Origin of the sequence: Mariniflexile fucanivorans, from assembly GCF_004341235.1 — a bacterium.
Taxonomy (GTDB): Bacteria; Bacteroidota; Bacteroidia; order Flavobacteriales; family Flavobacteriaceae; genus Mariniflexile; species Mariniflexile fucanivorans.
The window spans coordinates 36,247-58,074 of the sequence record NZ_SLUP01000007.1; the positions used below are offsets into that span (position 1 = coordinate 36,247).

A 21,828-nucleotide genomic window follows, 5' to 3' on the forward strand; every position below is an offset into this window, starting at 1 on the left:
ATATGGCAAGAGATTTAAAATATACAAGAAATATAGGTATTGCTGCTCACATTGATGCTGGTAAAACAACAACAACAGAGCGTATACTTTATTATACAGGAGTTTCTCATAAAATTGGTGAGGTACATGATGGTGCTGCCACTATGGACTGGATGGAGCAAGAGCAAGAGCGTGGTATTACCATTACTTCTGCAGCTACAACCTGCGAATGGGTGTTTCCAAGAGAAAATGGCGAGCCAACTGATGATTCTATGAGTTATCATTTCAACATTATTGATACTCCTGGTCACGTTGATTTTACTGTTGAAGTAAATCGTTCATTACGTGTGTTAGATGGTTTAGTATTCTTATTTAGTGCAGTTGATGGTGTTGAGCCACAATCTGAAACTAATTGGAGACTTGCTGATAACTATAAAGTGCCACGTATTGGTTTCGTAAATAAAATGGACCGTCAAGGTGCTAATTTTATGGAAGTATGTCAACAAGTAAAAGACATGTTAAGATCTAACGCTGTGCCAATCGTTTTGAACATTGGTGACGAAATTGATTTTAAAGGTATTGTTGATTTAGTAAAAAACAGAGCAATTGTTTGGCATGATGAAACTCAAGGGGCAACTTTTGATGTTATCGAAATTCCAGAAGAATTGAAAGCTGAAGCAAAAATGCTTCGTGGTAAACTTATTGAAGAAGTTGCTGCTTACGATGAAAACTTGCTTGAAAAATATATGGAAGATGAAGATTCGATTACAGAAGACGAAGTGCATGCTGCACTTAGAGCTGCTGTAATGGATATGTCAATCATCCCCATGATTTGTGGTTCTTCATTTAAAAATAAAGGAGTACAGTTCTTATTAGATGCTGTATGTCGTTATTTGCCTTCTCCAATGGATAGAGAAAGTGTTATTGGAGTGAATCCAGATACTGAAAAAGAAGAAAGACGTAAGCCAGATGTTAAAGAGCCGTTTGCGGCATTAGCATTTAAAATTGCTACAGATCCTTATGTGGGTCGTTTAGCATTCTTCCGTGCTTACTCTGGTCGTTTAGATGCAGGTTCTTATGTGTTAAACAACCGTTCAGGAAATAAAGAACGTATTTCACGTATCTACCAAATGCATGCTAACAAGCAAAATGCTATCGATTTTATCGAAGCAGGTGATATTGGAGCAGCAGTAGGTTTTAAAGATATTAAAACTGGAGATACACTTTCAGCTGAAAAACACCCAATTGTTTTAGAAAGTATGAACTTCCCTGATCCTGTAATTGGTATCGCGGTGGAGCCTAAAACGAAAGCAGACGTAGATAAACTAGGTATGTCTTTAGCTAAATTGGCTGAAGAAGATCCAACATTTACAGTTAGAACTGATGAAGCTTCAGGACAAACTATTATATCTGGTATGGGTGAGCTTCACTTAGATATTATTGTAGATCGTTTACGTCGTGAGTTTAAAGTTGAAGTGAACCAAGGTGCACCTCAAGTAGAATATAAAGAGGCGATTACTCGTAAAGCGGAACATAGAGAAGTTTACAAAAAACAATCTGGTGGTCGTGGTAAATTTGCTGATATCGTATTTACATTAGAGCCAGCAGAAGAAGGTAAAACAGGTTTAGAGTTTGTATCTGCAATTAAAGGTGGTAACGTTCCTAAAGAATTTATCCCTTCTATTGAAAAAGGATTTAAAATGGCTATGCAAAATGGTCCATTGGCAGGATACGAAGTTGATGCTATGAAAGTAACATTAACAGATGGTTCTTACCATGATGTGGATTCTGATCAATTGTCATTCGAATTAGCTGCTAAATTAGGTTTTAAAGCATCTGCAAAAGCTGCAAAAGCTGTAATTATGGAGCCTATTATGAAACTGGAAGTTATTACTCCAGAAGAAAATATGGGTGATATTGTTGGTGATTTAAATAGACGTCGTGGACAAGTAAATGACATGGGTGATAGAGCAGGAGCAAAAACTGTAAAAGCACACGTGCCATTATCTGAAATGTTTGGTTATGTAACTACATTAAGAACATTATCGTCAGGTCGTGCAACATCAACAATGGAATTTTCACATTATGCTGAAACACCTTCAAATATATCTGAAGCAGTTATTAAGGCAGCAAAAGGCGTTGAAGCTTAAAATCTAAGAAAATGAGTCAAAAAATCAGAATAAAATTAAAATCATACGATCACAATTTAGTAGATAAATCTGCTGATAAGATTGTTAAAACTGTAAAAAGTACAGGTGCGGTGGTAACAGGTCCAATTCCATTACCAACAAACAAGAAAATTTTCACTGTATTACGTTCTCCTCACGTAAATAAAAAGGCTAGAGAACAATTTCAATTAAGCTCTTACAAGCGTTTATTGGATATTTACTCTTCGTCTTCAAAAACAATTGATGCTTTAATGAAACTTGAATTGCCAAGTGGTGTTGAAGTTGAGATTAAAGTGTAGTTAGAACAAAAACATGTCCTTAACGATGGTTAAGGAAAAACGGTAAAATACAATTCAAGGCTGAAACGTATTTTTGGCCTTGAATTTTTTAATAACAAATAGTAATAATTAATAAATAATAAATATGTCTGGGTTAATTGGAAAAAAAATCGGTATGACCAGCATTTTCGATGAAAATGGAAAAAACATTCCATGTACAGTAATCGAAGCTGGACCATGTATCGTTACCCAAGTCAGAACTGAAGAAGTTGATGGTTATAAAGCCCTTCAACTTGGTTTCGATGACGCGACAGAAAAAAGTGCTACTAAAGCGGACTTAGGTCACGCTAAAAAAGCAGGGACTTCTGTAAAACGCAAAATCGTTGAATTCAAAGGTTTTGATGAGGAGTACAAATTAGGTGATGCAATCACCGTAGAGCACTTTATCGAAGGTGAATTCGTTGATATTGCTGGAATATCAAAAGGAAAAGGTTTCCAAGGTGTTGTAAAACGTCACGGTTTTGGTGGTGTAGGTCAAGCAACACACGGTCAACACAACCGTTTAAGAGCACCAGGTTCTATTGGAGCTGCTTCATATCCTGCAAGAGTATTTAAAGGAATGAAAATGGCCGGAAGAATGGGTGGCGATAGAGTGAATGTTGAAAATTTAAGAGTTTTGAAAATAGTAGCCGATAAAAATCTACTAGTTGTTAAAGGTTGTGTACCTGGACATAAAAATTCTTATGTAATTATTCAGAAATAATGAAAGTAGCAGTTTTAGATATAAACGGAAAAGATACAGGAAGAAAGGCAGACCTTTCTCAAGATGTATTTGCTATTGAACCTAATAATCACGCAGTATATTTGGATGTTAAACAATATTTAGCAAACCAACGTCAAGGAACTCACAAAGCTAAAGAGCGTGCTGAGATCTCTGGAAGTACTCGTAAAATTAAAAAACAAAAAGGAACAGGTACCGCAAGAGCAGGTTCTATTAAGTCTGGAGTTTTTAAAGGTGGTGGTCGTATGTTCGGTCCAAGACCAAGAAGCTATAGCTTCAAACTTAATAAAAACGTGAAGCGTTTGGCTCGTAAATCAGCCTTAAGTATCAAAGCAGGTGAGCAGTCAATTGTTGTGTTGGAAGATTTTAATTTCGACACTGCAAAAACTAAAAATTTCACTGCTATTTTAAAAGCATTAAACTTAGAAAACAAAAAATCTCTGTTTGTGTTGGGTGCATCGAATAATAATGTATATTTGTCGTCACGCAATTTGAAAGGTTCTGAAGTTATAACTAGCTCAGAATTAAACACTTACAAAATTTTGAATGCAGGTCAAGTTGTGCTTTTAGAGGGAGCTTTAGAAGGAATTGAAACAAATTTAAGTAAATAGAAACCATGAGTATCTTAATTAAACCTATAATCACAGAAAAAGCGACAGCAAATAGCGAGTTAAGTAACTGCTATACTTTTGCGGTGAAAACTAAGGCGAACAAGGTAGAAATAAAAAAGGCTGTGGAAGCAACCTATGGCGTTTCTGTTGAAAAAGTTCGTACTATAAATGTCCGTCCAGATAGGAGTACCAAATACACAAAAACTGGTATCCAACATGGTAAAACAAATGCTGTTAAAAAAGCAATTGTACAACTGGCGGAAGGTGAAATGATTGATTTATACAGTAACATGTAATTAAAGACTAATGTCAGTAAGAAAATTAAAACCAATCACACCAGGACAGCGATTTAGAGTAGTAAATGGATTTGACGCCATTACTACTGATAAGCCGGAAAAGAGTTTACTCGTTCCGAACAAAAGGTCTGGTGGTAGAAACAGTCAAGGAAAAATGACCATGCGCTATATAGGTGGAGGTCATAAAAGAAAGTATCGTATTATCGATTTTAAACGTAACAAAGCAGGGATTCCAGCGGAAGTTAAGTCTATCGAATACGATCCAAACAGAACCGCCTTTATCGCATTATTGAATTATCAAGATGGCGAGAAAAGATATATCATTGCACAAAATGGCTTGCAAGTAGGTCAAACTGTAGTGTCTGGTCAAGAAGGAGTGGCTCCAGAAATTGGAAACGCCATGCCGCTTAGCCAAATTCCTTTAGGAACCATTATTTCTTGTGTAGAGTTGCGTCCAGGTCAAGGAGCTATTATGGCTCGTAGTGCTGGTGCTTTTGCTCAATTAATGGCAAGAGATGGTAAGTTTGCAACAATTAAACTGCCTTCTGGTGAAACAAGATTAGTGCTTGTTAACTGTTTAGCAACTGTAGGTGTGGTTTCTAATTCAGATCATCAATTGTTAGTATCTGGTAAAGCAGGTAGAACAAGATGGTTAGGAAGACGTCCACGTACAAGACCAGTAGTGATGAATCCTGTTGATCACCCTATGGGAGGTGGTGAAGGTAAATCTTCTGGAGGACACCCACGTTCTAGAAACGGTATTCCAGCTAAAGGTTATAGAACACGTTCTAAAAAGAATGCAAGTAATAAATATATTGTAGAACGTAGAAAGAAATAAGACATGGCAAGATCATTAAAAAAAGGACCGTTCGTTCATTATAAATTAGAGAAAAAAGTGGCTGATAATGTTGAAGCTAACAAAAAAACAGTAATCAAAACGTGGTCTAGAGCCTCTATGATTACGCCGGATTTTGTTGGACAAACTATTGCAGTTCACAATGGCCGCCAATTTGTACCAGTATATGTTACTGAAAACATGGTAGGTCATAAATTAGGAGAATTTTCACCAACACGTTCATTCCGTGGACATGCAGGTGCTAAAAATAAAGGTAAAAAGTAGTAAGCTATGGGAAGTCGTAAAAAACAAATGGCAGACGCTATTAAGGAAGGTAATAAGCTTGTTGCTTTTGCAAAACTTAATAATTGTCCTACGTCACCGAGAAAAATGCGTTTAGTAGCCGATTTAGTAAGAGGCGAAAAAGTAGAGAAAGCACTTAATATCTTAAAGTTCAACCAAAAAGAAGCTTCAGCTAAATTGGAAAAATTGCTTTTATCAGCAATTGCTAACTGGCAATCTAAAAATGAAGAAGTTAGCATTGAAGATGCAGAGTTGGTTGTAACAGAGATACGAGTAGATGGAGGGGCAATGCTAAAAAGATTGCGTCCAGCACCACAAGGTCGTGCACACAGAATTAGAAAACGTTCAAACCACGTAACAATCGTAGTTGGAGCTAAAAATAACACACAAAGCTAAGATAGACAATGGGACAAAAAACAAATCCAATCGGAAATCGCTTAGGTATTATCAGAGGATGGGAATCTAACTGGTACGGAGGTAATGATTATGGAGATAAGCTTGCCGAAGACGATAAGATTAGAAAATACGTACATGTACGTTTATCTAAAGCTAGTGTAAGTAGAGTAATTATTGAAAGAACTTTAAAACTTGTAACCGTTACTATCACTACTGCAAGACCTGGTATTATTATTGGGAAAGGTGGTCAAGAGGTAGACAAGTTAAAAGAAGAACTTAAAAAGATTACTGGAAAAGAAGTTCAGATTAATATTTTTGAAATTAAAAGACCTGAACTTGATGCATTTTTAGTAGGATCAAGCATCGCTCGTCAAATTGAAAACAGAATTTCTTACAGACGTGCAATTAAGATGGCTATTGCTGCAACAATGCGTATGAACGCTGAAGGAATTAAAGTTCAAATTAGTGGTCGTTTAAATGGTGCTGAAATGGCACGTAGTGAACACTACAAAGAAGGACGTATTCCTTTATCAACCTTTAGAGCCGATATTGACTATGCTTTAGTTGAGGCACACACTACTTATGGTAGATTGGGTGTTAAAGTATGGATTATGAAAGGTGAAGTATATGGTAAAAGAGAACTTTCTCCGCTAGTTGGTTTATCCAAAAAGCAAGGGAAGGCAGGTGCAGGAGCACCTCGTGGAGGAAATAATTCTAAGCCACGTCGTAGAAAGTAATTTTTTATAAAGTAAAGAAAAATGTTACAGCCTAAAAGAACAAAATTTCGTAAGCAACAAAAAGGACGTATGAAGGGTCTTTCTCAAAGAGGACATCAACTTTCTTATGGTACTTTTGGTATAAAATCACTCGAGTCTGAGTTTTTAACATCACGTCAAATAGAAGCTGCACGTATTGCTGCTACACGTTACATGAAAAGAGAAGGTTCATTATGGATTAAAATATTTCCAGATAAGCCAATTACAAAGAAACCTCTTGAAGTACGTATGGGTAAAGGTAAAGGTGCCGTTGAATATTGGGTAGCTGTTGTTAAGCCAGGAAGAATGCTTTTTGAAATAGGAGGAGTATCGCTAGAAATCGCTAAAGAAGCGTTACGTTTAGCAGCTCAAAAACTACCAGTTAAAACTAAGTTTATAATTGCTCGCGATTACGAAGCATAATTTATTTGATATCATGAAACAATCAGAAATTAAAGAATTATCAGTAGCCGAGTTACAAGAGAAACTTGGTGAAACAAAAAAGAGTTATTCAGACCTAAAATTAGCTCATGCAATATCTCCTTTAGAAAATCCAATTCAATTACGTTCTGTAAGAAGAAGCGTAGCTAGAATTGCGACCGAATTAACTAAAAGAGAATTACAATAATTCTGCTAAAAGATGGAAACAAGAAATTTAAGAAAAGAACGTATAGGAGTTGTTACAAGTAACAAGATGCAGAAATCTATTGTGGTTTCTGAGGTGAAAAAAGTAAAACACCCTATGTATGGTAAGTTCGTGTTGAAAACAAAAAAATATGTTGCACACGACGAAACAAACGATTGTAATATTGGAGATACAGTAAAGATCATGGAAACAAGACCTTTAAGTAAATCTAAATGTTGGAGATTAGTTGAAATCATAGAAAGAGCTAAATAATATGTTACAGCAAGAATCAAGATTAAAAGTAGCAGATAACACTGGAGCAAAGGAAGTTTTAACTATCCGTGTTCTAGGTGGTACTAAAAGAAGATACGCTTCTGTAGGAGACAAAATAGTTGTTTCAATTAAAGATGCAACACCTAATGGAAACATTAAAAAAGGTGCTGTTTCAACTGCAGTTGTTGTACGTACAACAAAGGAAGTAAGAAGACCAGACGGATCTTATATCAGATTCGATGATAACGCATGTGTGCTTTTAAACGCTCAAGGTGAGATGAGAGGAACACGTGTATTTGGTCCTGTTGCTAGAGAACTTCGTGATAAACAATTCATGAAAATTGTATCATTAGCACCTGAAGTGCTTTAATACATTAATGTAAGATGACAAAGCTTAAAATAAAAACTGGAGATACTGTTAAAGTAATTGCTGGAGACCATAAAGGTGCTGAAGGTAAAGTACAAAAAGTATTAATAGATAAGAACAAAGCGATCGTTGAGGGAATTAACATGGTGAAGAAACATACTAAGCCAAGTGCACAAAACCCACAAGGAGGAATCGTTGAAAAAGAAGCTGCTATTCATATTTCAAACTTATCGTTGTTAACCTCTAAAGGAGAAGCAACACGAGTTGGATATAGAGTAGAAGGCGATAAAAAAGTAAGATTTTCAACAAAATCTAATGAAGTAATATAGTTATGGCATATTCACCGAGACTTAAAGAAGAGTATAAAAGCAGAGTAATTGCAGCTCTTACCGAAGAATTTGGATATAAAAATGTAATGCAAGTTCCTAAACTAAAAAAGATAGTAATATCTAAAGGTGTTGGAGCAGCAGTTGCAGACAAAAAGTTAATTGACTACGCAGTAGAAGAATTATCTACAATATCTGGACAAAAAGCTATAGCAACCATATCTAAAAAAGACGTTGCATCTTTCAAATTACGTAAAGGTATGCCAATTGGGGCTAAAGTAACTTTACGTGGGGAAAGAATGTATGAGTTTTTAGATCGTTTAGTTACTTCTGCACTTCCACGTGTAAGAGATTTTAACGGAATTAAAGCTACAGGATTTGACGGACGTGGTAACTACAATTTAGGAGTTACTGAACAAATTATATTCCCAGAGATTAATATTGATAAAGTTAATAAAATCTCAGGTATGGATATTACATTTGTAACGTCTGCAGAAACTGATAAAGAAGCAAAATCATTATTAACCGAATTAGGATTACCTTTTCAAAAGAACTAAGATATGGCTAAAGAATCAATGAAAGCCCGTGAGGTAAAAAGAGCTAAAACAGTAGCTAAGTATGCAGAAAAACGTAAAGCTTTAAAAGAAGCTGGCGATTATGAAGCATTACAAAAGTTACCAAAAAACGCTTCTCCTGTTCGTATGCATAATAGATGTAAATTAACAGGAAGACCTAGAGGGTATATGAGAACATTTGGAATTTCTCGTGTAACTTTTAGAGAAATGGCCAATAATGGTCTTATTCCTGGAGTTAGAAAAGCAAGTTGGTAATATTATTTAAATAATCAGATTTAAGGTTCGGAATAGTCCGAAAACCAAAATCACAAATCAATTCATTATGTACACAGATCCAATAGCGGATTATTTGACAAGAATTAGAAATGCAGTGCGTGCTAACCACAGAGTGGTTGAGATCCCAGCATCTAATCTTAAAAAAGACATCACTAAAATATTATTCGAACAAGGATATATTTTAAGTTACAAGTTTGATGACTCTTCAGTACAAGGCACTATCAAAATAGCGCTTAAGTACAACAAAGAAACTAAAGAGCCTGTAATCAAAAAGATTCAAAGAATAAGTAAACCAGGTTTACGTAAATACGCAAGTTCAAAAGAATTACCTAGAATCCTTAACGGTCTTGGTATTGCCATTGTTTCTACATCTCATGGTGTAATGACAGGTAAACAAGCCAAAAGAGATAATGTAGGTGGTGAAGTATTGTGTTACGTATACTAAAAAGATAAGATATGTCTAGAATAGGTAATAACCCAGTAGTAATTCCACAAGGAGTTACAGTTGATATAAAAGACGGAATAGTTACAGTAAAAGGAAAAATGGGTGAGTTAACTCAAAATTTCGATTCTGTAGATATTAAAGTTGAAGATGGAAATGTATTAGTAACACGTTCTTCGGATTCTAAAGATCAAAAAGCAAAACATGGTTTATATAGATCATTAATGCTGAACATGATTGAAGGTGTTTCTAACGGATGGACCAAACAATTAGAATTAGTAGGTGTAGGATATAGAGCAAGTAACCAAGGTCAAAAATTGGAATTAGCTTTAGGTTTTTCTCACGCTATTGTAATGAGTTTAGCTCCTGAAGTTAAAGTTGAAACAATTTCAGAAAAAGGTAAGAACCCAATCATTAAACTTACTTCTCACGATAAACAACTTGTTGGACAAGTTGCTGCAAAAATTCGTGGATTTAGAAGACCAGAACCTTACAAAGGAAAAGGTATTAAGTTTGTTGGTGAGGTATTAAGAAGAAAAGCAGGTAAATCAGCTTAATAAGTAAGTTATGGCGTTGACAAAATACGAAAGAAGAATAAGAATTAAAAGCAGAATTCGCAAGATAGTTTCTGGTACGGAAACAAAACCTAGATTAGCTGTTTTTAGAAGTAATAAAGAAATCTATGCTCAAGTTGTAGATGACGTAACTGGTGTAACCATCAGTGCAGCATCTTCAAGAGATAAAGATATTAGTTCTGCAAAAGCAACTAAAATTGAAGTAGCTAAGTTAGTAGGTAAGTCGCTTGCTGAAAAAGCTTTAAAAGCAGGTGTAGAAACTATCGCTTTTGATAGAGGTGGTTATTTATATCATGGTAGAGTAAAATCATTAGCTGAAGGAGCTAGAGAAGCAGGACTTAAATTCTAAGAAATTATGTTTAAAAAATATAAAAGTGCAGAATTAGTAAAACCAGGTGGATTAGATCTTAAAGATCGTTTGGTTGGTGTACAAAGAGTTACAAAAGTAACTAAAGGTGGTAGAGCATTTGGTTTCTCGGCAATTGTTGTGGTTGGTGATGAAGCTGGTGTTGTAGGACAAGGTTTAGGAAAATCTAAAGACGTTGCTAGTGCAATTGCAAAAGCTGTTGAAGATGCTAAGAAAAACCTAGTACGTATTCCTTTAAAAGGAAAAACATTACCACATGAGCAAAAAGGTAAATTTGGTGGAGCAAGAGTAAACATTATTCCTGCGGCAAAAGGTACAGGTGTAATTGCTGGTGGTGCTGTAAGAACAGTGCTTGAGGCAGTTGGTGTACACGATGTATTATCAAAATCTCAAGGATCTTCAAATCCTCATAACGTAGTAAAAGCAACTTTTGATGCTTTATTACAATTAAGAGATGCCAATACCATTGCTAGAGACAGAGGTATTTCACTTGAACAAGTTTTTAAAGCTTAATACAGACAGAGATGGCAAAGATAAAAGTAACAAAAGTTAAAAGCGCAATCAATTGTCCACAAAGACAAAAAAGAGTTTTAGAATCTTTAGGTCTTAAAAAGATTGGTCAAGTAAAAGAGCACGAAGCTACATCAAGTATTCTTGGTATGGTAAGTAAAGTAAATCACTTAGTTTCTGTTGAAGAAATTAAATAATAATATACTGAAAAATGGATTTAAGTAATTTAAAACCTGCAGAAGGTTCAGTTAAAAATCAAGGAAAAAGAATAGGTCGAGGACAAGGTTCTGGTAAAGGTGGTACTGCTACTCGTGGTCACAAAGGAGCTAAATCGCGTTCTGGTTATTCTAAGAAAGTAGGTTTTGAAGGTGGACAAATGCCACTTCAAAGACGTGTGCCTAAGTTTGGTTTTACTAACATTAACCGTGTAGAGTATCAAGGTATCAATTTAGATACTTTGCAACAATTAGCTGACGACAAAAAAGTTGGTGATACTGTTGATTTTGAAACATTATTCACAAACCGTTTAATCGGTAAGAACGATCTAGTTAAAATATTAGGTAGAGGTGAATTAAAAGCAAAATTAAAAGTAACTGCACATAAGTTTACTGCTTCAGCAAAAGCTGCTATTGAAGCTGCTGGCGGAGAAGTTGTAACGTTATAAGACCTTATTATAAGTATGAAATTTATAGAATCGTTAAAGAATGTTTGGAAAATAGAAGAACTAAGAAATAGAATCATGGTAACTCTTGGTCTGTTATTAGTTTATCGTTTTGGTGCCCAAGTTGTATTACCAGGTATTGATGCTGCTCAATTAGAAGGGTTAGCAGATAGTACTGATGGTGGTTTATTAGGATTACTAAATGCTTTTACAGGTGGCGCTTTTGCAAATGCTTCGGTTTTTGCATTGGGTATTATGCCTTACATTTCTGCTTCTATTGTGGTTCAGTTAATGGGAATAGCAATTCCTTATTTACAAAAACTACAAAAAGAAGGTGCTAGTGGTCAAAAGAAAATCAACCAAATAACACGTTGGTTAACTATTGCAATCTGTTTGCTACAAGCACCAGGTTATTTAGCAAGTTTACCAGCATTAGGAATTCCAACAAGTGCTTTTTTATTAGGTACTGGACCCTTATTTTATTTCTCATCAGTTACAATTTTAGTAACGGGCTGTATCTTCGCAATGTGGTTAGGAGAAAAAATAACAGATAAAGGTATTGGAAATGGTATTTCATTATTAATTATGGTTGGTATTATCGCAAGACTACCTGCATCATTCATTCAAAATGCTGCTACAAGATTAGAAGGTAATAATGTAATGCTTATTCTTTTTGAATTGGTATTATGGTTCGCTATTATTCTTGGTTGTATCATGTTAGTTATGGCTGTTAGAAAAATTGCAGTACAATATGCAAGAAGAACAGCTACAGGCGATTATGAAAAAAGTGCTATGGCAGGTTCTAGACAGTACATTCCATTAAAGCTTAATGCTTCGGGAGTAATGCCTATTATATTTGCACAAGCGATCATGTTTGTCCCTAGTTTAATTGGAGGTTCTTCACTTTTAAAAGAAACTGCTTTTGGTGCATGGATGCAAACAAATTATGCTGATATTTTCGGATTAGCTTATAACATTACATTTGCTATACTTATTATAATATTCACATATTTCTATACGGCAATCACGGTTCCTACCAATAAAATGGCAGATGACTTAAAACGTAGTGGTGGTTTTATTCCTGGTATTCGTCCCGGATCTGAAACCTCTGAATATTTAGATAAGATTATGTCTCAAATAACCTTACCAGGTTCTATATTTTTAGCGTTCATAGCTGTGTTCCCAGCCTTAATAGTTAAAATTATGGGTGTTCAACAAGGATGGGCATTGTTTTTTGGAGGCACCTCATTAATCATTTTAGTGGGTGTAGCTATCGATACTATGCAACAAGTAAATTCTTATTTGTTAAATAGACATTATGACGGCTTGATGAAAACTGGTAAAAATAGAAAAGCAATAGCTTAATATTATACTATGGCAAAACAAGCAGCAATAGAGCAAGACGGCACCATTATAGAAGCATTATCAAATGCGATGTTCCGTGTTGAATTAGAGAATGGTCACATTGTGACGGCACATATTTCGGGTAAAATGCGAATGCATTACATAAAATTATTACCAGGAGATAAGGTGAAATTAGAAATGAGTCCTTATGATTTATCTAAGGCGAAAATAACTTATAGATACTAACACAGATGAAAGTAAGAGCATCAGTAAAAAAAAGAAGTGCAGATTGTATAATCGTGCGTAGAAAAGGTAGACTTTACGTGATAAACAAAAAGAATCCTAGATTTAAACAAAGACAAGGGTAATTATGGCAAGAATTGCAGGTGTAGACATACCAAAAAACAAAAGAGGAGTTATCGCTTTAACTTACATCTATGGTGTAGGTAGAAGTAGAGCAAAAGAAATTTTAGCTGAAGCTAAAGTTGATGAAAGTATTAAAGTTCAAGATTGGAACGATGACCAGATTGCTGGTATTCGTGAAGCTGTGGGTACTTTTACTATCGAAGGTGAATTACGTTCTGAAATTCAATTAAACATTAAACGTTTAATGGATATTGGATGTTATAGAGGAATTCGTCACAGATCGGGTCTTCCATTAAGAGGGCAACGTACTAAAAACAACTCTAGAACTAGAAAAGGTAGAAGAAAAACTGTTGCTAACAAGAAAAAAGCAACTAAATAACAATTAGTCTTTAGTATTTAGACGTTGGAAGGAATCTGTTTGAAATTATAAAAGGTTTAGGATTCTAGCGACTATCAACTATAACTGAAAACTATAAACAATGGCAAAATCAAACACAAAAACTACAAAAAAACGTAAAGTTATTGTAGACTCTGTAGGAGAAGCACATGTAAATGCTTCTTTTAATAACATCATAATTGCACTTACCAACAAAAAAGGAGACGTTATTTCTTGGTCTTCTGCTGGTAAAATGGGATTTAGAGGTTCTAAGAAAAACACGCCTTATGCTGCTCAATTAGCTGCTGAAGATGCTTCTGCGGTTGCATTAGAAGCTGGCTTAAAGAAAGTAAAAGTATATGTTAAAGGTCCAGGAAACGGTAGGGAATCTGCTATCCGTTCTATCCACAATGCAGGAATTGAAGTAACTGAAATTATTGATGTTACGCCACTTCCACATAATGGATGTCGTCCTCCAAAACGTAGAAGAGTATAAGAAATTACGATTTCAAGATTTACGATTTTATATTTAAATATCGTAATTCGAAAGCGTACTTCAAAATTAAATTAATATCAACTGTTTTTAATAGTTGATATTAATTTTTTATGTGTAAATTTGCACACTCAAAAAAATAATTATTAACAAGTATCAACAAGAGATCAACGATTATCGAAGGATAAGATTAAGACCTTAATTCATAATCACTCTTAAAAAACAATTAAAAATGGCAAGATATACTGGTCCTAAAACTAAAATAGCTCGTAAATTTGGTGAAGCTATATTCGGAGAAGATAAATCTTTTGAAAAAAGAAATTACCCTCCAGGTCAACACGGTAACGCAAGAAAACGTGGAAAAAAATCTGAATACGCAATTCAATTGCAAGAAAAGCAAAAAGCTAAATATACCTACGGTATTTTAGAGCGTCAATTCAGAAATATATTTAAAAGCGCTAGAGCTGCTCAAGGTATTACAGGCGAGGTTTTATTACAACTTTGCGAATCTAGATTAGATAACGTAGTATATAGAATGGGAATTTCCCCTTCTAGAAGCGGTGCTAGACAATTAGTATCTCACAGACACATTACAGTAAATGGGGAGTTGGTAAACATACCTTCTTACCAATTAAAAGCTGGTGATGTTGTTGCTGTTAGAGAAAAATCTAAATCTCTTGATGCTATCGCAAGTTCTTTGTCTAATTCAAATCATGTTTATGAATGGATTACTTGGAATGATGATACAAAACAAGGTACTTACGTTTCTGTTCCTGCAAGAATTCAAATTCCAGAAAACATAAATGAACAATTCATAGTCGAATTATATTCTAAATAATAAATTAATCACATTGGTATTTAGCCAAAGGGTTTATTGGTACTTCTTCAAACTTTTAAACCGCGCAACTAAATAACAATTAAAACGAAGAAAAACATGGCAGTATTTAATTTCCAAAAACCAGATAAAGTAATCATGATTGATTCTACTGATTTCGAAGGTAAATTCGAATTCAGACCTTTAGAACCTGGTTATGGTTTAACAGTAGGTAACGCATTAAGAAGAGTTTTACTTTCTTCTTTGGAAGGTTTCGCTATTACATCCGTTAGAATTGAAGGTGTAGATCACGAATTTTCTGCAATCCCAGGTGTTGTGGAAGATGTTACCGAAATTATCTTAAATTTAAAACAAGCACGTTTTAAAAGACAAATAGAAGATATCGATAACGAGTCTATCTCTATTTCAATATCTGGTCAAGAACAAATTACAGCTGGAGATTTTCAAAAATTTATTTCTGGTTTCCAAGTATTAAATACAGAATTAGTAATCTGTAACTTAGATCCTAAAGTGAATTTCAATATGGAAATCACAATAGAAAAAGGTAGAGGATATGTTCCTGCAGAAGAAAACAAAAAAGCTGCTGCACCAGTTGGAACTATTTTTACAGATTCTATTTATACACCAATAAAAAACGTTAAGTACAGCATTGAAAACTATCGTGTTGAGCAAAAAACTGATTATGAAAAATTAGTTTTTGAAATCATTACAGATGGTTCAATCACTCCACAAGATGCTTTAACAGAAGCTGCAAAAACATTAATTCACCACTTCATGTTATTCTCTGATGAGCGTATTACATTAGAAGCCGATGAAATTGCACAAACTGAAACTTATGATGAAGAATCTCTTCACATGCGTCAGTTGCTTAAAACGAAGTTAATCGATATGGATTTATCTGTACGTGCGCTTAACTGTTTAAAAGCTGCAGAAGTTGATACTTTAGGAGACTTAGTATCTTTCAATAAAAATGACTTAATGAAATTCAGAAACTTTGGTAAAAAGTCTTTAACTGAGCTAGAAGAACTAGTAAACGTTAAAGGTTTAAACTTCGGAATGGATTTAAGTAAATATAAATTAGATAAAGACTAAACGAATTACGATTTGTGAATTACGATTTTGGATTTATTTCAATCGTAATTCATAAATCAAAAATCAATTAATTATTAACGACACATAATTTGCTCTCCAAAAAGGATATGGTAGCAAGATGTAGTCAAATTTAAAATGTCATGAGACACGGAAAAAAAATTAACCATTTAGGTAGAAAAACTGCTCATAGAAAATCTATGTTGGCAAATATGGCTTGTTCTTTAATAGAGCACAAACGTATTAACACAACTGTTGCTAAAGCAAAAGCTATAAAACAATTTGTTGAGCCAATGATTACTAAGTCTAAAGAAGATACAACACATAACAGACGTATTGTGATGGCAAACTTAAGACAAAAAGATGCTGTAGCAGAGTTATTTAGAGATGTTGCTGCAAAAGTAGCGAATCGTCCAGGTGGTTACACACGTATTATTAAGCTTGGTAATCGTTTAGGTGATAACGCTGATATGGCAATGATTGAGTTAGTTGATTACAACGAACTTTACAACGCCGGTAAGCCAGAGAAGAAAACAACGCGTAGAAGTAGAAGAGGTGGTTCAAAACCTGAAGCTGCTCCTGCTGTTGAACCAAAAGCAACCAACGAAGAAGAATAAATGTTAATAAGCATTTAATAGATAAAGGATAAACTATTTTAGTTTATCCTTTTTTTTTAGCATTTTTGCAAAACTTTTTTATTTAATACATGAAATATCAAAAAAGACAAAAAGCCATCATTCTTTTAGCAGATGGCACCATTTTTTACGGAAAAGCTGTAGGAAACAAACAAGGAACTGCATTTGGTGAAGTTTGTTTTAATACGGGAATGACTGGTTACCAAGAAATTTTTACAGATCCATCTTATTATGGTCAGTTAATGGTTACCACGAATGCACACATTGGAAATTACGGTGTTAATAATGATGAAATTGAATCGGATTCCATTAAAATAGCTGGGTTGATTTGTAAAAACTTTAGCTACGATTATTCTCGTGATGCCGCTGATGGTTCTTTAGAGAACTTTTTAGAAGAAAATAATTTATTAGCAATTTCAGATGTTGATACCAGAGCTTTAGTAAGTTATATTAGAGATAATGGCGCTATGAATGCTGTTATTTCTACCGATGTAGATAATATTGAAGGACTTAAAAAAGAGTTAGCAAACGTACCTGATATGAATGGTTTAGAGTTGGCTTCTCAAGTTTCTACCAAAGAACCTTATTATTTCGGTGATGAGAATGCCACTTATAAAGTAGCTGCTTTGGATATTGGTATTAAAAAGAACATCCTTAGAAATATAGCAAAAAGAGATGCTTACATAAAAGTGTTTCCATACAATGCTAAATTTGAAGATTTAGAAGCTTTTAAACCAGACGGCTATTTCTTATCCAACGGACCTGGAGATCCAGAACCATTGGCAGATGCTCAAGCATTGGCTAAAGAAATTATTAAAAGAGATTTACCATTATTTGGTATTTGTTTGGGACACCAAATTATTGCTTTAGCAAATGGAGTTTCAACTTATAAAATGCATCATGGGCATAGAGGAATTAACCATCCAGTAAAAAACATAACAACAGGTAAAGGTGAAATTACTTCTCAAAATCATGGCTTTGCTGTGAATAGAGAAGAGGCCGAAGCACACCCAGACCTGCTTGTAACACATGTGCATTTAAATGACCATACGGTTGCAGGATTAGCGATGAAGAGCAAGAATTGTTTTTCGGTACAATACCATCCAGAAGCTAGCCCAGGACCACATGATTCATCCTATTTGTTTGATCAATTTATTGAAAATATAAAGAAAAATTAGTAATTTAAGCCTCACAGGTATGTAACCTGTGAGGTTTCTGTTTTATTGACATTTTTAAAAGGTAATTAATTAGTGAAGGTTCTAAACCTAACTATTTACCTGCGTTAGGGATTGAAGCGAAAAGCCCACAGCGATCCCGATATTTATCGGGAGCGCGAGGACTTGTAGAGGAAAGCCCGACCCGATAGGGTAACGCCCAAATTTATTTGATAAAATGTAACTAAAACGTTGTAGAAGATTTTTTGAATATTAATTTAAAAAGATCCTAAAAAAAACAAGATTTAAGCGTAAATTTGAAGTAAAATAAAGTTTAAAAATAACCAATTATGAGTGTAATAATTAATATCCACGCTAGACAGATTTTAGATTCTAGAGGAAATCCTACTGTTGAAGTAGATGTTGTAACTGAAAATGATATTTTAGGAAGAGCTGCTGTACCATCTGGTGCATCAACAGGAGAGCATGAAGCGGTTGAGCTGCGTGATGGCGGTAAAGCGTATATGGGTAAAGGGGTTTTAAAAGCTGTAGAAAACGTAAATGATATTATCGCTCCAGAATTATTGGGCGTTTCAGTTTTTGAACAAAATTTAATCGATCAAATTATGATTGATTTAGATGGTACAAAAAATAAATCGAAATTAGGTGCTAATGCTATCTTAGGTGTTTCTTTAGCCGTTGCAAAAGCAGCAGCAAACGAACTTAATATGCCATTATATCGTTATGTTGGTGGTGTTTCTGCAAATACACTTCCGGTACCTATGATGAACATTATTAATGGTGGTTCTCATAGTGATGCGCCTATTGCATTCCAAGAGTTTATGATTATGCCTGTGAAAGCTAAAAACTTTACACACGCTATGCAAATGGGAACTGAGATTTTCCACAATCTTAAAAAAGTATTACACGATAGAGGTTTAAGTACAGCTGTAGGCGATGAAGGTGGTTTCGCACCAACATTAGAAGGAGGAACTGAAGATGCTCTTGATTCTATTAAATTGGCTGTTGAAAAAGCAGGATATACTTTTGGTGGTGATGTTATGGTCGCTTTAGATTGTGCTTCGGCAGAATTTTATGTAGACGGAAAATACGATTACTCTAAATTTGAAGGAGAAACAGGAAAAGTAAGAACCTCTGCTGAACAAGCTGAGTATTTAGCTGAATTAGCTGCTAAATATCCAATCATTTCTATTGAAGATGGTATGGATGAAAACGATTGGGAAGGTTGGAAATTATTAACCGATAAAATTGGTGATAAAGTACAATTAGTAGGAGATGATTTATTTGTAACTAACGTTGAGCGTTTATCTCGTGGTATTGAGCAAGGTATTGCTAACTCAATTCTTGTTAAGGTAAACCAAATAGGATCATTAACCGAAACTATTGCTGCTGTAAATATGGCTAAAAATGCTGGTTATACTTCTGTTATGTCTCACCGTTCTGGTGAAACTGAGGATAACACGATTGCTGATTTAGCGGTAGCTTTAAACTGTGGACAAATAAAAACTGGTTCTGCATCTCGTAGCGACCGTATGGCTAAATACAACCAATTACTTCGTATTGAAGAACAATTGGGGGAAACAGCTTACTTTCCACAAGAGAAAGCTTTTAAAATTAAGTAAAAATTTAAATTTTTATAAAAAAGCGGTTATTATTTTTAATAATCGCTTTTTTTTTGCATTAATTTTATATAATTTGTTAATTGATTGAATCTTTTGTTTTTAAGCATTATCTTAGTAAAGAGATATTTTGTAAATTAGCAATCCAATTATAGAATCTAAATCATTAAAACATATGGCAAACACTGCTACCATTGAGGTAAACGGAAAAAAAATTGTGCTTCCTGTTATAGAAGGAACAGAAAATGAACTAGCTATTGACATTTCGAATTTGAGAAGTGAATCTGGTGGTGTCATTACTTTAGATCCTGGATATAAAAACACGGGTTCTTGTGAAAGTGCTATTACGTTTCTAGATGGTGAAAAGGGTATTTTAAGGTATCGTGGTTATGCCATAGAAGAGCTAGCAAAAAAAGTAGACTTCTTAGAAGTTACTTATCTTTTAATTTTTGGTGAGTTACCAACAAAATCTCAAAACGATAAGTTTCATGAGGATATTAAAGCTCAGTCAGCTGTTGATGAGGATATAAAGAAAATTTTAGATGCTTTCCCTAGAACGGCACATCCAATGGGGATTATTTCTTCATTAACAAGTGCGTTAACAGCCTTTAATCCTTCTTCTGTGAATGTAAATTCAGAAGAAGATATGTATAAAGCCATCGTTAAAATTTTGGGTAAAATGCCAGTTTTAGTAGCATGGACCATGCGTAAAAGACAAGGTTTGCCTTTCGATTATGGTGACGAAAGTCTAGGTTATGTTGAGAACCTTCTTAAAATGATGTTTTCAAAACCTAATTCTTGCTATGTACAAAGTAAAATTTTAGTGGATGCTCTAGATAAATTATTAATATTACATGCAGATCACGAACAAAATTGTTCTACATCTACCGTACGTATTGTAGGTTCTGCACATGCAGGATTATTTGCTTCTATTTCAGCAGGAATTTCAGCTTTATGGGGACCTCTGCATGGTGGAGCAAATCAAGCGGTGTTAGAAATGCTTCAAGCTATTGAGGCCGATGGTGGAGATACTAAAAAGTATATGGCTAAAGCTAAAGATAAAAATGATCCTTTTAGATTAATGGGCTTCGGACACCGTGTATATAAAAATTTCGACCCACGAGCAAAAATTATTAAAAAAGCAGCAGATGATGTTTTAGATGCTTTAGGCATTGATGATCCAATTCTTGCCATCGCTAAAGGTTTAGAAAAAGAAGCTCTAGAAGATCCATACTTTGTAGAAAGAAAATTATATCCAAACGTAGATTTCTATTCAGGGATTATTTATAGAGCCATGAATATTCCTCAAGAAATGTTTACTGTTATGTTTGCTATTGGTCGTTTACCAGGATGGATTGCGCAATGGAGAGAAATGCGTTTACGTAAAGAACCAATTGGTCGTCCTCGTCAATTATATATTGGTGCAACCGAAAGACCTTTTGTGCCAGTAGAAGAAAGATAATATTCTTTAATAAATAAAAATAAATGAGGCTTCATAACTAAACATTATGAAGCTTTTTTATATTTACAGCATGCTACAACTGAATATAAAAAACGAAACCTCTAGGTTAAGAGCTGTTATTTTAGGAACGGCAGAAAGTAACGGGCCAACACCAAGCGTGGAAAACTGTTACGACCCAAAAAGTATCGAGCATGTTTTGGCAGGAACATACCCTACTGAAGCTGACATGACAAAAGAACTGGATGCCGTAGCAGCTGTTTTTAAAAAATACAATGTTGAAGTTTTTAGACCAAAAGTTATTAAAAACTGCAATCAGATATTTTCTCGCGATATTGCTTTTGTGATTGAAGATAAAATAATTAGAGCCAATATTTTACCAAATAGAGAAGCCGAAATTGAAGCCATTCGTTATGTTTGGAACCAAGTGGATAAAAAAAATCGTATTGTTTTGCCTCCCGAATGCCATGTGGAAGGTGGCGATGTGATACCTTGGGGCGATTATATTTTTATTGGCACCTATTCAGGTGAAGATTATCCAGAATTAATTACAGCCCGTACTAACATGGATGCTGTTATTGCCATACAAGAATTATTTCCAGATAAAACCGTAAAGTCGTTTGAACTTAGAAAGTCGAATACCAATGCCAAAGAAAACGCATTGCATTTAGATTGCTGTTTTCAGCCTTTAGGAAGAGGAAAAGCCATTATCCATAAAAATGGATTTTTAATTGAACGTGAATATGATTGGTTGGTTAATTTCTTTGGAAAAGAGAATGTTTTTGAAATTACTAAAGACGAAATGTACAATATGAACAGTAATATTTTTTCAATTTCAGAAGATGTTATTGTATCTGAAAAAAACTTTAATCGATTAAATACCTGGTTGCGCCAACAAGGTTTTACGGTAGAAGAAGTGCCTTATGCTGAAATTTCCAAACAAGAAGGGTTGTTGCGTTGTAGTACGATGCCTTTGGTGCGGGATTAAATTACTGCGAAAGCAGGAATCTTTTAAATTATGTTTTGTGTAAAGTTATT

General features: G+C 34.5%; 34 protein-coding genes. All 34 read left to right on the forward strand.

Going from position 1 to position 21,828, the window contains the following annotated elements; genetic code table 11:
• Positions 1-2 precede the first annotated feature (2 nt).
• Positions 3-2,129, forward strand: a complete 2,127-nt coding sequence (fusA, locus tag EV196_RS14050; RefSeq protein ID WP_132218412.1) for an elongation factor G — start codon at positions 3-5, stop codon at positions 2,127-2,129.
• Between the two features lie 11 nt (positions 2,130-2,140).
• Positions 2,141-2,446, forward strand: a complete 306-nt coding sequence (gene rpsJ / locus EV196_RS14055) for a 30S ribosomal protein S10 (protein ID WP_111309258.1) — start codon at positions 2,141-2,143, stop codon at positions 2,444-2,446.
• Between the two features lie 124 nt (positions 2,447-2,570).
• A complete protein-coding gene (gene rplC, locus EV196_RS14060) occupies positions 2,571-3,188 on the forward strand; it encodes a 50S ribosomal protein L3 (RefSeq protein WP_132218413.1) in 618 nt (205 codons plus the stop codon).
• On the forward strand, positions 3,188-3,817 hold the full coding sequence (rplD, locus tag EV196_RS14065; protein WP_132218414.1) for a 50S ribosomal protein L4: 630 nt from the start codon (positions 3,188-3,190) through the stop codon (positions 3,815-3,817). Before rplC ends, rplD begins: the two co-directional genes overlap by 1 nt.
• Positions 3,818-3,822: 5 nt before the next feature.
• Positions 3,823-4,113 carry a 50S ribosomal protein L23 gene (gene rplW / locus EV196_RS14070; protein ID WP_132218415.1) on the forward strand — a complete coding sequence of 97 codons (291 nt, stop codon included), beginning with the start codon at positions 3,823-3,825 and terminating at the stop codon, positions 4,111-4,113.
• A 10-nt stretch (positions 4,114-4,123) separates the two neighbouring features.
• The gene (rplB, locus tag EV196_RS14075; RefSeq protein ID WP_132218416.1) at positions 4,124-4,951 is read left to right on the forward strand and encodes a 50S ribosomal protein L2; all 828 of its coding nucleotides are present in this window, start codon (positions 4,124-4,126) and stop codon (positions 4,949-4,951) included.
• A 3-nt stretch (positions 4,952-4,954) separates the two neighbouring features.
• The gene (gene rpsS / locus EV196_RS14080) at positions 4,955-5,233 is read left to right on the forward strand and encodes a 30S ribosomal protein S19 (RefSeq protein ID WP_117172452.1); all 279 of its coding nucleotides are present in this window, start codon (positions 4,955-4,957) and stop codon (positions 5,231-5,233) included.
• Positions 5,234-5,239: 6 nt separating this feature from the next.
• A complete protein-coding gene (rplV, locus tag EV196_RS14085) occupies positions 5,240-5,647 on the forward strand; it encodes a 50S ribosomal protein L22 (protein ID WP_132218417.1) in 408 nt (135 codons plus the stop codon).
• An 8-nt stretch (positions 5,648-5,655) separates the two neighbouring features.
• Positions 5,656-6,384 carry a 30S ribosomal protein S3 gene (gene rpsC, locus EV196_RS14090; RefSeq protein ID WP_132218418.1) on the forward strand — a complete coding sequence of 243 codons (729 nt, stop codon included), beginning with the start codon at positions 5,656-5,658 and terminating at the stop codon, positions 6,382-6,384.
• Positions 6,385-6,405: 21 nt separating this feature from the next.
• Positions 6,406-6,825 carry a 50S ribosomal protein L16 gene (gene rplP, locus EV196_RS14095; protein WP_132218419.1) on the forward strand — a complete coding sequence of 140 codons (420 nt, stop codon included), beginning with the start codon at positions 6,406-6,408 and terminating at the stop codon, positions 6,823-6,825.
• A 13-nt stretch (positions 6,826-6,838) separates the two neighbouring features.
• Positions 6,839-7,030 carry a 50S ribosomal protein L29 gene (gene rpmC / locus EV196_RS14100; RefSeq protein ID WP_132218420.1) on the forward strand — a complete coding sequence of 64 codons (192 nt, stop codon included), beginning with the start codon at positions 6,839-6,841 and terminating at the stop codon, positions 7,028-7,030.
• A 12-nt stretch (positions 7,031-7,042) separates the two neighbouring features.
• Positions 7,043-7,300 carry a 30S ribosomal protein S17 gene (gene rpsQ, locus EV196_RS14105; RefSeq protein WP_054729566.1) on the forward strand — a complete coding sequence of 86 codons (258 nt, stop codon included), beginning with the start codon at positions 7,043-7,045 and terminating at the stop codon, positions 7,298-7,300.
• A 1-nt stretch (position 7,301) separates the two neighbouring features.
• The gene (gene rplN, locus EV196_RS14110) at positions 7,302-7,670 is read left to right on the forward strand and encodes a 50S ribosomal protein L14 (protein ID WP_132218421.1); all 369 of its coding nucleotides are present in this window, start codon (positions 7,302-7,304) and stop codon (positions 7,668-7,670) included.
• Positions 7,671-7,684: 14 nt separating this feature from the next.
• Positions 7,685-7,996 (forward strand): 50S ribosomal protein L24, encoded by a 312-nt coding sequence (rplX, locus tag EV196_RS14115; RefSeq protein WP_132218422.1) that lies wholly within the window; start codon positions 7,685-7,687, stop codon positions 7,994-7,996.
• A 2-nt stretch (positions 7,997-7,998) separates the two neighbouring features.
• Positions 7,999-8,550 carry a 50S ribosomal protein L5 gene (gene rplE, locus EV196_RS14120; protein WP_132218423.1) on the forward strand — a complete coding sequence of 184 codons (552 nt, stop codon included), beginning with the start codon at positions 7,999-8,001 and terminating at the stop codon, positions 8,548-8,550.
• Between the two features lie 3 nt (positions 8,551-8,553).
• A complete protein-coding gene (gene rpsN / locus EV196_RS14125; RefSeq protein ID WP_132218424.1) occupies positions 8,554-8,823 on the forward strand; it encodes a 30S ribosomal protein S14 in 270 nt (89 codons plus the stop codon).
• A gap of 67 nt (positions 8,824-8,890) precedes the next feature.
• Positions 8,891-9,289 (forward strand): 30S ribosomal protein S8, encoded by a 399-nt coding sequence (gene rpsH, locus EV196_RS14130; RefSeq protein WP_132218425.1) that lies wholly within the window; start codon positions 8,891-8,893, stop codon positions 9,287-9,289.
• Positions 9,290-9,300: 11 nt separating this feature from the next.
• Entirely contained in the window at positions 9,301-9,843 is a 543-nt protein-coding gene (gene rplF / locus EV196_RS14135) for a 50S ribosomal protein L6 (RefSeq protein ID WP_132218426.1), read from the forward strand.
• A gap of 10 nt (positions 9,844-9,853) precedes the next feature.
• Complete coding sequence (gene rplR, locus EV196_RS14140; protein WP_132218427.1) at positions 9,854-10,210, forward strand: 50S ribosomal protein L18; 357 nt, start codon at positions 9,854-9,856, stop codon at positions 10,208-10,210.
• Between the two features lie 6 nt (positions 10,211-10,216).
• Complete coding sequence (rpsE, locus tag EV196_RS14145) at positions 10,217-10,741, forward strand: 30S ribosomal protein S5 (protein ID WP_132218428.1); 525 nt, start codon at positions 10,217-10,219, stop codon at positions 10,739-10,741.
• 11 nt (positions 10,742-10,752) lie between these two features.
• Positions 10,753-10,935 carry a 50S ribosomal protein L30 gene (gene rpmD / locus EV196_RS14150; protein WP_132218429.1) on the forward strand — a complete coding sequence of 61 codons (183 nt, stop codon included), beginning with the start codon at positions 10,753-10,755 and terminating at the stop codon, positions 10,933-10,935.
• Between the two features lie 14 nt (positions 10,936-10,949).
• Positions 10,950-11,402 carry a 50S ribosomal protein L15 gene (rplO, locus tag EV196_RS14155; protein WP_132218430.1) on the forward strand — a complete coding sequence of 151 codons (453 nt, stop codon included), beginning with the start codon at positions 10,950-10,952 and terminating at the stop codon, positions 11,400-11,402.
• A 15-nt stretch (positions 11,403-11,417) separates the two neighbouring features.
• Positions 11,418-12,764 carry a preprotein translocase subunit SecY gene (secY, locus tag EV196_RS14160; RefSeq protein ID WP_132218431.1) on the forward strand — a complete coding sequence of 449 codons (1,347 nt, stop codon included), beginning with the start codon at positions 11,418-11,420 and terminating at the stop codon, positions 12,762-12,764.
• Positions 12,765-12,773: 9 nt separating this feature from the next.
• On the forward strand, positions 12,774-12,989 hold the full coding sequence (gene infA / locus EV196_RS14165) for a translation initiation factor IF-1 (RefSeq protein ID WP_132218432.1): 216 nt from the start codon (positions 12,774-12,776) through the stop codon (positions 12,987-12,989).
• 5 nt (positions 12,990-12,994) lie between these two features.
• Positions 12,995-13,111, forward strand: coding sequence for a type B 50S ribosomal protein L36 (gene ykgO, locus EV196_RS14170; RefSeq protein ID WP_074961360.1), 117 nt, complete (start codon positions 12,995-12,997; stop codon positions 13,109-13,111).
• Between the two features lie 2 nt (positions 13,112-13,113).
• Complete coding sequence (gene rpsM, locus EV196_RS14175) at positions 13,114-13,488, forward strand: 30S ribosomal protein S13 (protein WP_132218433.1); 375 nt, start codon at positions 13,114-13,116, stop codon at positions 13,486-13,488.
• A gap of 100 nt (positions 13,489-13,588) precedes the next feature.
• Positions 13,589-13,981, forward strand: a complete 393-nt coding sequence (gene rpsK, locus EV196_RS14180) for a 30S ribosomal protein S11 (protein WP_117172435.1) — start codon at positions 13,589-13,591, stop codon at positions 13,979-13,981.
• Between the two features lie 229 nt (positions 13,982-14,210).
• Positions 14,211-14,816, forward strand: a complete 606-nt coding sequence (gene rpsD, locus EV196_RS14185; RefSeq protein ID WP_132218434.1) for a 30S ribosomal protein S4 — start codon at positions 14,211-14,213, stop codon at positions 14,814-14,816.
• 96 nt (positions 14,817-14,912) lie between these two features.
• Positions 14,913-15,905 carry a DNA-directed RNA polymerase subunit alpha gene (locus EV196_RS14190; protein WP_132218435.1) on the forward strand — a complete coding sequence of 331 codons (993 nt, stop codon included), beginning with the start codon at positions 14,913-14,915 and terminating at the stop codon, positions 15,903-15,905.
• A gap of 140 nt (positions 15,906-16,045) precedes the next feature.
• On the forward strand, positions 16,046-16,519 hold the full coding sequence (gene rplQ, locus EV196_RS14195; RefSeq protein ID WP_132218436.1) for a 50S ribosomal protein L17: 474 nt from the start codon (positions 16,046-16,048) through the stop codon (positions 16,517-16,519).
• An 89-nt stretch (positions 16,520-16,608) separates the two neighbouring features.
• On the forward strand, positions 16,609-17,715 hold the full coding sequence (gene carA / locus EV196_RS14200) for a glutamine-hydrolyzing carbamoyl-phosphate synthase small subunit (RefSeq protein WP_132218437.1): 1,107 nt from the start codon (positions 16,609-16,611) through the stop codon (positions 17,713-17,715).
• 326 nt (positions 17,716-18,041) lie between these two features.
• Positions 18,042-19,334, forward strand: coding sequence for a phosphopyruvate hydratase (gene eno / locus EV196_RS14205; RefSeq protein WP_132218438.1), 1,293 nt, complete (start codon positions 18,042-18,044; stop codon positions 19,332-19,334).
• Positions 19,335-19,506: 172 nt separating this feature from the next.
• Complete coding sequence (locus tag EV196_RS14210; protein WP_132218439.1) at positions 19,507-20,793, forward strand: citrate synthase; 1,287 nt, start codon at positions 19,507-19,509, stop codon at positions 20,791-20,793.
• Positions 20,794-20,863: 70 nt separating this feature from the next.
• Entirely contained in the window at positions 20,864-21,778 is a 915-nt protein-coding gene (locus EV196_RS14215) for a dimethylarginine dimethylaminohydrolase family protein (RefSeq protein WP_132218637.1), read from the forward strand.
• Positions 21,779-21,828: the final 50 nt, after the last annotated feature.

Bases quoted from the DNA above. Each gene is read 5' to 3' on its own strand.
- fusA (WP_132218412.1), top strand. From the start codon at position 3: ATGGCAAGAGATTTAAAATATACAAGAAATATAGGTATTGCTGCTCAC.
- rpsJ (WP_111309258.1), top strand. From the start codon at position 2,141: ATGAGTCAAAAAATCAGAATAAAATTAAAATCATACGATCACAATTTA.
- rplC (WP_132218413.1), top strand. From the start codon at position 2,571: ATGTCTGGGTTAATTGGAAAAAAAATCGGTATGACCAGCATTTTCGAT.
- rplD (WP_132218414.1), top strand. From the start codon at position 3,188: ATGAAAGTAGCAGTTTTAGATATAAACGGAAAAGATACAGGAAGAAAG.
- rplW (WP_132218415.1), top strand. From the start codon at position 3,823: ATGAGTATCTTAATTAAACCTATAATCACAGAAAAAGCGACAGCAAAT.
- rplB (WP_132218416.1), top strand. From the start codon at position 4,124: ATGTCAGTAAGAAAATTAAAACCAATCACACCAGGACAGCGATTTAGA.
- rpsS (WP_117172452.1), top strand. From the start codon at position 4,955: ATGGCAAGATCATTAAAAAAAGGACCGTTCGTTCATTATAAATTAGAG.
- rplV (WP_132218417.1), top strand. From the start codon at position 5,240: ATGGGAAGTCGTAAAAAACAAATGGCAGACGCTATTAAGGAAGGTAAT.
- rpsC (WP_132218418.1), top strand. From the start codon at position 5,656: ATGGGACAAAAAACAAATCCAATCGGAAATCGCTTAGGTATTATCAGA.
- rplP (WP_132218419.1), top strand. From the start codon at position 6,406: ATGTTACAGCCTAAAAGAACAAAATTTCGTAAGCAACAAAAAGGACGT.
- rpmC (WP_132218420.1), top strand. From the start codon at position 6,839: ATGAAACAATCAGAAATTAAAGAATTATCAGTAGCCGAGTTACAAGAG.
- rpsQ (WP_054729566.1), top strand. From the start codon at position 7,043: ATGGAAACAAGAAATTTAAGAAAAGAACGTATAGGAGTTGTTACAAGT.
- rplN (WP_132218421.1), top strand. From the start codon at position 7,302: ATGTTACAGCAAGAATCAAGATTAAAAGTAGCAGATAACACTGGAGCA.
- rplX (WP_132218422.1), top strand. From the start codon at position 7,685: ATGACAAAGCTTAAAATAAAAACTGGAGATACTGTTAAAGTAATTGCT.
- rplE (WP_132218423.1), top strand. From the start codon at position 7,999: ATGGCATATTCACCGAGACTTAAAGAAGAGTATAAAAGCAGAGTAATT.
- rpsN (WP_132218424.1), top strand. From the start codon at position 8,554: ATGGCTAAAGAATCAATGAAAGCCCGTGAGGTAAAAAGAGCTAAAACA.
- rpsH (WP_132218425.1), top strand. From the start codon at position 8,891: ATGTACACAGATCCAATAGCGGATTATTTGACAAGAATTAGAAATGCA.
- rplF (WP_132218426.1), top strand. From the start codon at position 9,301: ATGTCTAGAATAGGTAATAACCCAGTAGTAATTCCACAAGGAGTTACA.
- rplR (WP_132218427.1), top strand. From the start codon at position 9,854: ATGGCGTTGACAAAATACGAAAGAAGAATAAGAATTAAAAGCAGAATT.
- rpsE (WP_132218428.1), top strand. From the start codon at position 10,217: ATGTTTAAAAAATATAAAAGTGCAGAATTAGTAAAACCAGGTGGATTA.
- rpmD (WP_132218429.1), top strand. From the start codon at position 10,753: ATGGCAAAGATAAAAGTAACAAAAGTTAAAAGCGCAATCAATTGTCCA.
- rplO (WP_132218430.1), top strand. From the start codon at position 10,950: ATGGATTTAAGTAATTTAAAACCTGCAGAAGGTTCAGTTAAAAATCAA.
- secY (WP_132218431.1), top strand. From the start codon at position 11,418: ATGAAATTTATAGAATCGTTAAAGAATGTTTGGAAAATAGAAGAACTA.
- infA (WP_132218432.1), top strand. From the start codon at position 12,774: ATGGCAAAACAAGCAGCAATAGAGCAAGACGGCACCATTATAGAAGCA.
- ykgO (WP_074961360.1), top strand. From the start codon at position 12,995: ATGAAAGTAAGAGCATCAGTAAAAAAAAGAAGTGCAGATTGTATAATC.
- rpsM (WP_132218433.1), top strand. From the start codon at position 13,114: ATGGCAAGAATTGCAGGTGTAGACATACCAAAAAACAAAAGAGGAGTT.
- rpsK (WP_117172435.1), top strand. From the start codon at position 13,589: ATGGCAAAATCAAACACAAAAACTACAAAAAAACGTAAAGTTATTGTA.
- rpsD (WP_132218434.1), top strand. From the start codon at position 14,211: ATGGCAAGATATACTGGTCCTAAAACTAAAATAGCTCGTAAATTTGGT.
- EV196_RS14190 (WP_132218435.1), top strand. From the start codon at position 14,913: ATGGCAGTATTTAATTTCCAAAAACCAGATAAAGTAATCATGATTGAT.
- rplQ (WP_132218436.1), top strand. From the start codon at position 16,046: ATGAGACACGGAAAAAAAATTAACCATTTAGGTAGAAAAACTGCTCAT.
- carA (WP_132218437.1), top strand. From the start codon at position 16,609: ATGAAATATCAAAAAAGACAAAAAGCCATCATTCTTTTAGCAGATGGC.
- eno (WP_132218438.1), top strand. From the start codon at position 18,042: ATGAGTGTAATAATTAATATCCACGCTAGACAGATTTTAGATTCTAGA.
- EV196_RS14210 (WP_132218439.1), top strand. From the start codon at position 19,507: ATGGCAAACACTGCTACCATTGAGGTAAACGGAAAAAAAATTGTGCTT.
- EV196_RS14215 (WP_132218637.1), top strand. From the start codon at position 20,864: ATGCTACAACTGAATATAAAAAACGAAACCTCTAGGTTAAGAGCTGTT.